The organism is Pseudomonas sp. GQ91 (genome assembly GCF_059758795.1).
Map to the genome: position 1 here is coordinate 107874 of NZ_JCAXED010000012.1, position 11096 is coordinate 118969.

Here is an 11096-nt window from a genome sequence, read left to right on the forward strand (position 1 = left end):
AACCTCTGGGAGATTCCTATACAGAGTGCGTTATCTGTACAACTAAGGATCATCATAGGTTTGATATTGTACAAGTCAAATATTTTGTACAAGTTTAGGCGACGTGATTATTTCCAGCCCATTATCCAGGCGTCAGCGTTCCGCAAGGTTTGCCAGGGCAGGCGTTCTTCGCGTCGGGTCAGCACGGCTTGCAGTTCGATCTCCACTACCGAGCCTTGCTCATCACGAAACAATTTGCTCACCAGGAAGTGCTTTTCCTTGTGCCGAGGCTGGGCGGCGGTCCATTTTGACAGCAGCAATTTGGCCGGACTGATGCGGTTCATTGCAGATGTTCCATCAATCGTCGAGCCGCCTCCTGGCCACTCAGCCAGGCGCCTTCAACCCGTCCTGACAGGCACCAGTCGCCACATACGTAGATACCCAGATCGGCATCCGCCAGCACCCCCCATTCATGGCTACCGGCCGGCCGGGCATAGAGCCAGCGGTGGGCGAGGCTGAAGGACGGCGCGGGCATCGGGCAATGCAGCAACTCGGCGAAGGCGCCGTGCAACAACTCAATCACCGCTTCCTTGGGCAGGTCCAGATGCTCCTTGCTCCAGGCGCTGGTGGCGTGCAGCACCCAGGTATCGAGGGTGGTGTCGCGTCCCGGTTTGCTGCGGTTGCGGGCCAGCCAGTCGAGTGGGCTGTCTTGCACGAAGCAGCCTTCCATGGGGGTGTTCAGAGGTGTGTCGAAGGCCAGGGCAATGGCCCAGGTCGGATCCATTTTTACCCCGGCCGCGACGCTTGCCAGTTTGGGCGCGGCCGCCAGCAGTGTGGTGGCTTGATGCGCTGGCGTGGCGATGATCACGTGGCTGAAGGGGCCGTGGTTGCCGCCGTCGGCGTCCAGCAGGTTCCAGTGCTGTTTGCCCTGGAATACCTCGGTGATGCGGCAACTGAACGCCACGGGCAAATCATCCAGCAGGGCGCGGGTGATGGCGCTCATGCGCGGTGTGCCGACCCAACGGGTCTGCTCATCGGGAGACGGGCTCAACTGCCCGGACTGGAAGTTGTACAACTGCGGTTTCCACTGTTCAGCCCAGCCATTGAGCTGCCAACGCTGCACTTCCTGGACGAAGCGCCGGTCGCGGGCGGTGAAGTACTGGGCGCCCAGGTCCAGCGCGCCGGCAGCGCTACGCTTGCTGGACATGCGTCCGCCGCTGCCGCGGCTTTTATCGAAAAGCTGGATAACGTGCCCGGCGTCTTTAAGCGCTCGAGCGGCCGAGAGTCCGGCAATGCCGGTACCGATGATCGCGATGGGGACAGTCATGGGAGGCCTCGTTTTACCTTTGGGTACAGACTACGCCGACACCAATAGCTGTACAATATTGTTTTTTGGTATAAGTTTTGGTGTACCTGAACGTTTGGCATGTCCTATGGTTAAACCTGAGGGTTAAACCAACGTTGCGCCAGATTGAAAAAGAACCCTGTTAGTAAAATAGACCAGTGATGGCCGGCGAACGTTACACGAGGATGAACTCATGCATATTTTGCTGACCGGCGGTACAGGGTTGATCGGCCGCCAGTTGTGCCAGTACTGGCTCACCCAGGGTCATCGGCTGACCGTCTGGAGCCGACGCCCCGAACAGGTGGCCAAGCTCTGCGGTGCCCAGGTGCAGGGCGTGGCTCGGTTGGAGGAGGTGCCGGCCCCGGTGGATGTGGTGGTCAACCTCGCCGGTGCGCCGATTGCCGACCGGCCCTGGACGCATAAACGCAAGGCATTGCTGTGGAGCAGTCGGATCAGCCTGACGGAAACCTTGCTGGCCTGGCTTGAAAGCCTTGAGCAGAAACCGGCGCTGTTGATTTCCGGTTCCGCAGTCGGCTGGTATGGCGATGGCGGTGAACGTGAATTGACCGAAGACAGCGGCCCGGTGCTGGACGATTTTCCCAGCCAGTTATGCATTGCCTGGGAAGAAACGGCCCAGCGTGCCGAAGCGCTGGGCATACGCGTGGTGCTGATACGCACCGGCCTGGTGCTGGCCGCCGAGGGCGGCTTTTTGTCGCGCCTGTTGCTGCCGTTCAAACTGGCGCTGGGTGGGCCTATCGGCAACGGTCGGCAGTGGATGCCGTGGGTGCATATCAAGGATCAAATCGCCCTGATTGATTTTCTTCTGCACAAGTCTGACGCCAGCGGTCCTTATAATGCCTGCGCGCCTCATCCGGTACGTAATCGCGAATTTGCCAAGACCCTGGGCCAGGTGCTGCACCGCCCGGCGTTCATGCCCATGCCGGCCTTTGCCTTGCGCCTGGGACTGGGCGAATTGTCCGGCTTGTTGCTGGGCGGTCAGAAGGCCGTTCCCGAACGGTTGCTGGCCGCCGGTTTCACTTTTCAGTTCACTGAGTTGCACGCGGCCCTGGGCGACTTGTCCAGCCGCCTCTAGAGATAGGATGTTGCATGACGGATCACGCGTTATTACTGGTCAACCTGGGGTCACCGGCGTCCACTTCGGTGGCCGACGTGCGCAGCTACCTCAATCAGTTCTTGATGGACCCTTATGTGATCGACCTGCCGTGGCCGGTGCGGCGGCTGCTGGTGTCGCTGATTCTGATCAAGCGCCCCGAGCAGTCGGCCCATGCCTACGCCTCGATCTGGTGGGACGAAGGCTCGCCGCTGGTGGTGCTGAGCCGCCGCCTGCAACAGCAGATGACGGCTCAGTGGACCCACGGTCCGGTCGAACTGGCCATGCGTTACGGCGAACCGTCGCTTGAAAGCGTGCTGAGCCGCTTGGCAGCCCAGGGGATTCAGAAAGTCACCCTGGCGCCGCTGTATCCGCAGTTTGCCGATAGTACCGTCACCACCGTCATCGAAGAAGCCAAGCGTGTGGTGCGAGACAAAAAGCTCAACCTGCAGTTCTCGATCCTGCAGCCGTTTTACGATGAGCCGGAATACCTCGACGCGTTGGTGGCGAGCGCCAAACCGTATGTGGCGCAGGAATTCGATCACTTGTTGCTGAGTTTCCACGGCCTGCCTGAGCGTCATCTGAAAAAGCTCGACCCGACTGGCGAGCACTGTTTCAAGGATGCCGATTGCTGCAAGAACGCCTCTGCCGAGGTGCTCGCCACCTGCTATCGCGCGCAGTGCTTCAGCGTTGCGCGTAATTTCGCCGAGCGCATGGGCCTGCCGGACGGCAAATGGTCGGTGGCTTTCCAGTCGCGTCTGGGACGGGCGAAGTGGATCGAACCTTACACCGAGGCCCGTCTCGCAGCGTTGGCCGAGCAAGGGGTGAAGAAGTTGCTGGTGATGTGCCCGGCGTTTGTCGCCGATTGCATCGAGACACTGGAGGAGATCGGCGATCGCGGGCTGGAGCAGTTCCGCGAAGCCGGGGGCGAGGAGTTGGTGTTGGTGCCCTGCCTCAATGACGCTCCGCAGTGGGCGGCGGCGCTTAACACTCTCTGCGAAAGAGCGCCGGTGGCGTTGTAAGCGCCCACTCGATAACCGTGGCGAGCGGGCTTGTCCTGTGGCGAGGGGGCTTGTCCTGTGGCGAGGGGGCTTGTCCTGTGGCGAGGGGGCTTGTCCCCCGTTGGGCTGCGCAGCAGCCCCATTCAGGGCTGACGCGGTATATCAGGCTGTTCGCGGCACCTGGTGTTGGGGCTGCTGCGCAGCCCACCGGGACAAACCCCCTCGCCACAGGAGATTTTCGGCTTTAACTGAACGGCATTAACGAATTACAGGTCGAGGGTCAGGCTGACGGTTAAATTACGTGGCTCGCCGGGGTTGACCCAGTAGTTACTGTAGGAGCGCTCGTAGTACTTTTCATCGAACAGGTTGTTGAGGTTCAGCCCCACAGTGACGTTCTCGCTGGCCTTGTAATGGGCCAGCAGGTCGACGGTGTGATACGCCGGTAATTCAAAACTTTTACCGGCCTCGCCGGAGCGATCACCGACGTAGGTAAACGCCGCGCCCAGATCCGAGCCGCGCAGCATGCCGTCCTGAAACTCATACACGCCCAACAGACTGCCGCTGTGTTTGGCCACGCCTAGAATGCGACTGCCGGTGGGAATGTCCTTGTCGCCCTTGGTCACTTCGGCGTCGATGTAGGCATAGGCGCCGATTACGCGCACGGCGTCAGTCAACTGTCCGCTCAGTTGCAGGTCGAAACCCTGGCTGCGCGCCTTGCCGATGGCGCGCTGGGTGTCGGTGCTCGGATCGGTGGCAAGCACATTTTCCTTTTCGATATGGAAGGCGGCGAGGGTGGCGCTGAGGCGGTCGTCGAAGAGTTCGCTCTTGATCCCCACTTCATAACCGACGCCTTCCTCGGGCTTGAAGGATTTATCGTTGGCGTCCAGGCCGTTGTTGGGCTTGAACGAGGTCGAGGCGTTGGCAAACACGCCGACTTGCGGGGTCAACTGATACAACAGACCCGCGCGCTGGGTCAGGGCATCATGGGTCTGGCGGCTAGGCAAGGCGGTGCCGGTGAAGTTGTCGATGTGTTGCTCGAAGTGCTCGAAACGCGCGCCAATCATGCCGCGCAGACGGTCCGTGAACACGATCTGGTCCTGCAGGTTCAGCGCCTGGCTTTTCACCTGTTCGAAGAAGTCGGTGCCGGAGCGCTTGCCGTTGGGCTTGGGCTGGCCGTAGATCGGGTCATAGATGTCGATGGGGTAATTGCCGGCAATCGCGGTGACCCGCTCCTTCTTGCGATAGTCCTCGTACTCGGTGCCGATCAGCAGTTCATGCTGCCAACTGCCGATATCGAACAACCCGCGCAATTCCAATTGAGTGATGCTGTCGTGCCAGCCCATGGAACGTTCGCGATAGCGGCGCTCGATGCTGCGCTCGCCGGGGATCAGCGCACGGTTTTCCGAGGCATCACCCCACAGGCTGCCTTGCTTGTAATGGCTGGCGAGACGCAGTTTCCAGGCATCGTTCAGGTGATGCTCAAGGGTCGCTTGCACGCGGTTGTTGTGGTTGCGGATGTCGCCGTCGTTGGGTTCGCCGAGGAACGTCGAGCGCGACATGCCGCCCCAGCCATTGCCGGGGGCCACCAGGCCGCGGTCGAAGGTCGAGCTGTGGCGCACGAATTCGCTTTCCACCAACAGACTGGTATCCGGGTCCAGCTGCCAACTGATGGAAGGGGCGACGAATACCCGTTTGCTCTGCACGTGGTCGCGGAAACTGTGATTGTCCTCCACCGCCAGGTTGACCCGCGTCAGCACCCGGCCTTCGCTGTCCAGCGGAGTGTTGACGTCAAGCGCGGTGCGGTAGCGATCCCAACTGCCGGCGCTGGTCTGCAGCCTGGTGAAGGCTTCGGGCTGCGGTTTCTTGGTGACGATATTGACGGTGCCGCCGGGATCGCCACGCCCATACAGGCTGGCGGCCGGGCCCTTGAGCACTTCGATGCGTTCGAGATTGGCTGCGTCCGGGGTGCTGGGGTAACCACGGTTGGCGCTGAAACCGTCCTGGTAGAACTCCGAAGTGGTGAAGCCGCGCACGCTGTATTCATACAACGTCAGGCCGCCGAAATTATTCTGCTTGGACACGCCGCCGGCGAACTCGAGGGCGCGTTCGACATTGGTACTGCCCAGATCCTTGAGCACCGTGGCGGGAATCACACTGATCGATTGTGGGATATCCCGCAGGGCGGTGTCGGTCTTGGTCGCGCTGGCCGAACGGGTCGCGCGATAACCGGTGACCGGTCCGGTGGCCGACTCATAAGCATCGGCGGTGACGCTGATGGTATCCAGTTCAAGGGCGCCGGTATCCTCGGCGAATACCGGATCCCCCAACAATCCGAGGGCGATACCGGCCAGGGGAGCAAATTTTCGAGACGTCATGGTCTAGCGTTCCAATGTCAATATTGAAACAATATAACATGACCAATGAGAATTTATCTCTTCAGTGCGCTGGGTTTATTCTTCTTCCTTCACCGGGGCCGTGGCGGGTGGTGGGCGCAGGCCGACTTCAGCCAAGAGTTTGATTTCCTTGCCATTGCGCATCACCTGGATGGCAACCTTGTCGGTCGGTTTGATCCGCGCCACCTGATTCATCGAGCGACGACCATCACCCGCGGGCTCCCCGTCGATGCTGAGGATCACATCGCCAACCTGCATCCCGGCTTTTTCCGCCGGGCCGTCGCGCAGGATGCCGGCGATGACGATGCCCGGACGCCCGGTCAGTCCAAAGGATTCGGACAGTTCCTTGGTCAGCGGCTGAACTTCGATGCCCAGCCAGCCACGTATTACCTGGCCGTGTTCGATGATCGACTTCATCACGTCCATCGCCAGTTTCACCGGGATCGCGAAACCGATGCCTTGGGAACCGCCGGATTTCGAGAAAATCGCGGTGTTGATCCCGGTCAGGTTGCCATTCGCGTCCACCAGCGCTCCGCCCGAGTTGCCGGGGTTGATCGCGGCATCGGTCTGGATAAAGTCTTCGTAACTGTTGAGGCCCAATTGATTGCGCCCGGTGGCGCTGATGATGCCCATGGTCACGGTCTGGCCGACTCCGAACGGGTTGCCGATGGCCAGCGCGACGTCACCGACGCGCAGGCTCTCGGAGCGACCGATGGTGATCGCCGGCAGGTTTTTCAGATCGATTTTCAGCACCGCGAGGTCGGTTTCCGGATCGCTGCCGACCACGCGAGCCAGGGTTTCGCGGCCATCACGCAGGGCCACGACAATCTGGTCGGCCCCGGTGCTCACGTGGTTATTGGTCAGGATGTAGCCTTCCGGGCTCATGATCACGCCGGAACCCAGGCTCGACTCCATCCGCCGCTGCTTGGGCGAGTTGTCGCCGAAAAAGCGTCGGAACTGCGGGTCTTCGAACAACGGATGCGCTGGCTTGTTGACGACCTTGGTGGTGTACAGGTTGACCACGGCCGGCGCCGCGACGATCACGGCATCGGCATAGGTGACCGGGCCTTGTTGCACCGCCGTGGTTCGCGGTGCCTGTTGCAGATTGACGTCCAGGCTCGGCAGGCCGACCCATTCGGGGTAACGCTGAATAATCAGCATCGCGATCAGTACGCCGGCCAGTAATGGCCATCCAAAAAAACGCAGCGCCTTGAGCATCAAGTAAATCCTGACAGGTTGCAGGGGGCGGGAGAGCGCCCATAATGTCGCGCATTATACGAGGCCGCGAGCGCCTCTGAACGGGATATTTAGGAGTCTTTTATGGCCGTTGCCCTCAACACCCTCGTCGAAGAGGCTGACCGTTACCTCGCCAGCGCGAAAATCGCCGATTACTGCCCCAATGGGCTGCAGGTCGAAGGCCGGCCGCAGGTGTTGCGTATCGTCAGTGGCGTGACCGCCAGTCAGGCCTTGCTGGACGCGGCGGTGGAGGCCCAGGCCGATCTGGTGCTGGTGCATCACGGGTATTTCTGGAAAGGCGAAAGCCCGTGCATCACCGGGATGAAGCAGCGTCGCCTGAAGACGCTGCTCAAGCACGATATCAGTCTGCTGGCTTATCACTTGCCGCTGGACCTGCATCCGGACGTGGGGAATAACGTGCAGCTTGCGCGCCAACTGGAGATCACCGTCGAAGGCCCGCTGGATCCGCAAAACCTCAAGGTCGTCGGTCTGGTGGGGTCTCTGGCCGAGCCCGTGTCGGCCCGGGATTTTGCCCGCCGCGTCCAGGAATCCATGGGCCGCGAACCCTTGTTGATCGAAGGCAGCGGGATGATCCGCCGTGTGGGCTGGTGCACGGGCGGCGGCCAAGGGTATATCGATCAGGCCGTGGCGGCCGGCGTCGACCTGTACCTCAGCGGTGAGGCTTCGGAGCAGACTTTCCACAGCGCCCGGGAAAACGACATCAGTTTTATCGCTGCCGGTCATCACGCCACCGAACGTTATGGCGTACAGGCGTTGGGGGATTACCTGGCGCGACGTTTCGCCCTCGAACACCTGTTTATCGACTGCCCCAACCCGATCTAAGCCTCACCACGAGACGACTGTGGGAGCTGTCGCGCCCCAGCGAGGTGGCGCTAGAAGCACCGCGGTGTAGCTGCGGGACCGAGGTGCCTGCATCGCAGCCTCGCCGGGGCTCGACAGCTCCCACATTTGATCAGGTCGAGCGGCCTGCACAGCCAAACCTCGGGGCATATTCATATACCGTTTCGATCTAGTTGGGTCCCTGATTAGAAGCAGGTGCTGTGCTAGCATGCCTCGCTCGAACACGGCCCGCTGGCCGTCCATAAGATCGTTTTTCCGTGAGTAGCCATGGTCGACAAACTGACGCATCTGAAACAGCTGGAGGCGGAAAGCATCCACATCATCCGCGAGGTCGCCGCCGAGTTCGACAACCCGGTGATGCTCTACTCGATCGGTAAAGACTCCGCCGTGATGCTGCACTTGGCGCGCAAGGCATTTTTCCCGGGAAAACTGCCATTCCCGGTGATGCACGTCGACACCCGGTGGAAATTCCAGGAAATGTACACGTTCCGCGACCGCATGGTTGAAGAACTGGGTCTGGACTTGATCACTCACATCAACCCGGACGGCGTGGCGCAAGGCATCAACCCGTTTACCCACGGCAGCGCCAAGCACACCGATATCATGAAGACCGAAGGCCTCAAGCAGGCCTTGGACAAACATGGTTTCGATGCCGCTTTCGGCGGCGCCCGTCGCGATGAAGAGAAATCCCGCGCCAAGGAGCGCGTGTACTCGTTCCGCGACAGTAAGCACCGCTGGGACCCGAAGAACCAGCGCCCGGAACTGTGGAATGTGTACAACGGCAACGTCAACAAAGGCGAGTCGATCCGCGTGTTCCCGCTGTCCAACTGGACCGAGCTGGACATCTGGCAGTACATCTATCTGGAAGGCATCCCGATCGTCCCGCTGTACTTCGCCGCCGAGCGCGACGTGATCGAGAAGAACGGCACGTTGATCATGATCGACGACGAGCGGATTCTCGAGCACCTGTCCGAAGAAGACAAAGCCCGAATCGTCAAAAAGAAAGTACGTTTCCGTACCCTTGGTTGCTACCCGTTGACGGGCGCGGTGGAGTCCGAGGCCGAAAGCCTGACGGACATCATTCAGGAAATGCTCCTGACGCGAACTTCCGAGCGCCAGGGCCGGGTCATCGACCACGATGGCGCAGGCTCGATGGAAGATAAAAAACGTCAAGGCTATTTCTAAGGGGCTGTCATGTCGCATCAATCTGATTTGATCAGCGAGGACATCCTCGCCTACCTGGGCCAGCACGAACGCAAGGAAATGCTGCGCTTTCTGACCTGTGGCAATGTCGACGACGGCAAGAGCACGTTGATCGGACGTCTGCTGCACGACTCCAAGATGATCTACGAAGACCATCTGGAAGCTATCACCCGTGACTCGAAGAAAGTCGGCACCACGGGCGACGACATCGACCTGGCGTTGCTGGTCGACGGCCTGCAGGCCGAGCGTGAGCAAGGCATCACCATTGATGTGGCCTACCGCTATTTCTCCACCGCCAAGCGCAAATTCATCATTGCCGACACCCCCGGCCATGAGCAGTACACCCGCAACATGGCCACCGGTGCGTCCACCTGTGACCTGGCGATCATTCTGGTGGACGCCCGCTACGGCGTGCAGACCCAGACCCGTCGCCACAGCTTTATCGCTTCGCTGCTGGGCATCAAGCACATCGTCATCGCGATCAACAAGATGGACCTCAACGGCTTCGACGAAAGCGTGTTCGAGTCGATCAAGGCCGATTACCTGAAGTTTGCCGAAGGCATTGCCTTCAAGCCGAGCACCATGGCCTTTGTGCCGATGTCGGCGCTCAAGGGCGATAACGTGGTGAACAAGAGCGAGCGTTCGCCCTGGTACACCGGGCAGTCGCTGATGGAGATTCTCGAAACCGTCGAGATCGCCAACGACCGCAACTACACCGACCTGCGTTTCCCGGTGCAGTACGTCAACCGTCCGAACCTGAACTTCCGTGGTTTCGCGGGCACGCTGGCCAGTGGCGTCGTGCACAAAGGCGATGAAGTGGTGGTATTGCCGTCGGGCAAGAGCAGCCGCGTCAAATCCATCGTCACCTTTGAAGGTGAGCTGGAGCACGCCGGCCCGGGCCAGGCCGTGACCCTGACCATGGAAGACGAGATTGATATCTCCCGTGGCGACTTGCTGGTACACGCCGACAACGTGCCGCAAGTGAGCGACGCCTTCGACGCCATGCTGGTGTGGATGGCTGAAGAACCGATGCTGCCGGGCAAGAAATACGACATCAAGCGCGCCACCAGCTACGTGCCGGGTTCCATCACCAGCATCGTCCATCGCGTGGACGTCAATACGCTGGAAGAAGGTCCGGCGAGCGCCTTGCAACTGAACGAGATTGGTCGGGTCAAGGTCAGCCTCGACGCGGCTATCGCGCTGGACGGCTATGCCAGCAACCGCACCACCGGCGCGTTCATCGTGATTGATCGCTTGACCAACGGCACCGTGGCGGCGGGTATGATCATCGCTGCGCCGGTCAACCATGGCAGCGCGGCGCAGCACGGCAAACTGGCCCACGTCGCCACCGAAGAACGCGCCCAGCGTTTCGGCCAGCAGCCTGCCACCGTGTTGTTCAGCGGCCTGTCGGGCGCTGGCAAAAGCACGCTGGCCTATGCCGTCGAGCGCAAGCTGTTCGATATGGGCCGTGCGGTGTTTGTGCTGGATGGCCAGAACCTGCGTCACGACTTGAATAAAGGGTTGCCACAGGATCGTGCCGGACGGACCGAGAACTGGCGTCGTGCGGCCCACGTTGCACGTCAGTTCAACGAGGCCGGCCTGCTGACCCTGGCGGCGTTCGTGGCTCCGGATGCCGAAGGCCGTGAACAGGCCAAGGCGCTGATCGGCAGCGAGCGTCTGCTCACGGTCTACGTGCAGGCTTCGCCGCTGGTCTGTGCCGAGCGCGACCCGCAAGGGCTGTATGCGGCGGGAGGGGATAACATCCCTGGCGATTCCTTCCCGTATGACGTGCCGTTGGATGCCGACCTGGTGATCGACACCCAGGCCCTGTCGCTGGACGACAGCGTCAAGCAAGTGCTGGAGCTGTTGCGTCAGCGCGGCGCTATATAGCAATAAAAAGCCCGTCACCGAGTGATCGATGGCGGGCTCGGTCAAAAATGTGGGAGCGGGCTTGCTCGCGAATGCGG

Annotated in this window: 9 protein-coding genes; 5 read left to right on the plus strand and 4 right to left on the minus strand. The window is 60.8% G+C overall.

Annotation, left to right across the window (positions count from 1 at the left end; translation table 11 throughout):
• Nucleotides 1-107: 107 nt before the first annotated feature.
• Nucleotides 108-323: a TIGR02450 family Trp-rich protein gene (locus tag AC6CIA_RS18790; protein ID WP_498314117.1), complete on the minus strand. Its 216-nt coding sequence runs from the start codon at nt 321-323 to the stop codon at nt 108-110.
• Nucleotides 320-1306, minus strand: a complete 987-nt coding sequence (locus tag AC6CIA_RS18795; protein ID WP_498314119.1) for an NAD(P)/FAD-dependent oxidoreductase — start codon at nt 1304-1306, stop codon at nt 320-322. Before AC6CIA_RS18795 ends, AC6CIA_RS18790 begins: the two co-directional genes overlap by 4 nt.
• A gap of 211 nt (nt 1307-1517) precedes the next feature.
• Between AC6CIA_RS18795 and AC6CIA_RS18800 the strand changes: the two genes are divergently transcribed.
• Nucleotides 1518-2417 carry a TIGR01777 family oxidoreductase gene (locus AC6CIA_RS18800; protein WP_498314121.1) on the plus strand — a complete coding sequence of 300 codons (900 nt, stop codon included), beginning with the start codon at nt 1518-1520 and terminating at the stop codon, nt 2415-2417.
• Between the two features lie 14 nt (nt 2418-2431).
• Nucleotides 2432-3457, plus strand: coding sequence for a ferrochelatase (gene hemH / locus AC6CIA_RS18805; protein WP_498314123.1), 1026 nt, complete (start codon nt 2432-2434; stop codon nt 3455-3457).
• A 245-nt stretch (nt 3458-3702) separates the two neighbouring features.
• On the opposite strand, the gene AC6CIA_RS18810 is transcribed toward hemH, so the two are convergent.
• Nucleotides 3703-5811, minus strand: coding sequence for a TonB-dependent siderophore receptor (locus tag AC6CIA_RS18810; protein WP_498314125.1), 2109 nt, complete (start codon nt 5809-5811; stop codon nt 3703-3705).
• A 75-nt stretch (nt 5812-5886) separates the two neighbouring features.
• Nucleotides 5887-7047 carry a Do family serine endopeptidase AlgW gene (algW, locus tag AC6CIA_RS18815; protein WP_339532549.1) on the minus strand — a complete coding sequence of 387 codons (1161 nt, stop codon included), beginning with the start codon at nt 7045-7047 and terminating at the stop codon, nt 5887-5889.
• Nucleotides 7048-7149: 102 nt separating this feature from the next.
• Here algW and AC6CIA_RS18820 point away from each other — a divergent pair, with 102 nt between their 5' ends.
• The 3 genes from AC6CIA_RS18820 to cysN all read left to right on the plus strand — a co-directional run bounded on the left by AC6CIA_RS18820 (nt 7150) and on the right by cysN (nt 11019).
• Nucleotides 7150-7908, plus strand: coding sequence for a Nif3-like dinuclear metal center hexameric protein (locus AC6CIA_RS18820; RefSeq protein ID WP_498314127.1), 759 nt, complete (start codon nt 7150-7152; stop codon nt 7906-7908).
• Between the two features lie 285 nt (nt 7909-8193).
• Nucleotides 8194-9111, plus strand: a complete 918-nt coding sequence (cysD, locus tag AC6CIA_RS18825) for a sulfate adenylyltransferase subunit CysD (RefSeq protein WP_498314129.1) — start codon at nt 8194-8196, stop codon at nt 9109-9111.
• Between the two features lie 9 nt (nt 9112-9120).
• Entirely contained in the window at nt 9121-11019 is a 1899-nt protein-coding gene (gene cysN / locus AC6CIA_RS18830; protein WP_498314131.1) for a sulfate adenylyltransferase subunit CysN, read from the plus strand.
• The last annotated feature ends 77 nt before the right edge of the window (nt 11020-11096 follow it).

Excerpts from the sequence above, each read along its gene's own strand:
- AC6CIA_RS18790 (WP_498314117.1), bottom strand. The coding sequence starts at position 323 with ATGAACCGCATCAGTCCGGCCAAATTGCTGCTGTCAAAATGGACCGCC.
- AC6CIA_RS18795 (WP_498314119.1), bottom strand. The coding sequence starts at position 1,306 with ATGACTGTCCCCATCGCGATCATCGGTACCGGCATTGCCGGACTCTCG.
- AC6CIA_RS18800 (WP_498314121.1), top strand. The coding sequence starts at position 1,518 with ATGCATATTTTGCTGACCGGCGGTACAGGGTTGATCGGCCGCCAGTTG.
- hemH (WP_498314123.1), top strand. The coding sequence starts at position 2,432 with ATGACGGATCACGCGTTATTACTGGTCAACCTGGGGTCACCGGCGTCC.
- AC6CIA_RS18810 (WP_498314125.1), bottom strand. The coding sequence starts at position 5,811 with ATGACGTCTCGAAAATTTGCTCCCCTGGCCGGTATCGCCCTCGGATTG.
- algW (WP_339532549.1), bottom strand. The coding sequence starts at position 7,047 with ATGCTCAAGGCGCTGCGTTTTTTTGGATGGCCATTACTGGCCGGCGTA.
- AC6CIA_RS18820 (WP_498314127.1), top strand. The coding sequence starts at position 7,150 with ATGGCCGTTGCCCTCAACACCCTCGTCGAAGAGGCTGACCGTTACCTC.
- cysD (WP_498314129.1), top strand. The coding sequence starts at position 8,194 with ATGGTCGACAAACTGACGCATCTGAAACAGCTGGAGGCGGAAAGCATC.
- cysN (WP_498314131.1), top strand. The coding sequence starts at position 9,121 with ATGTCGCATCAATCTGATTTGATCAGCGAGGACATCCTCGCCTACCTG.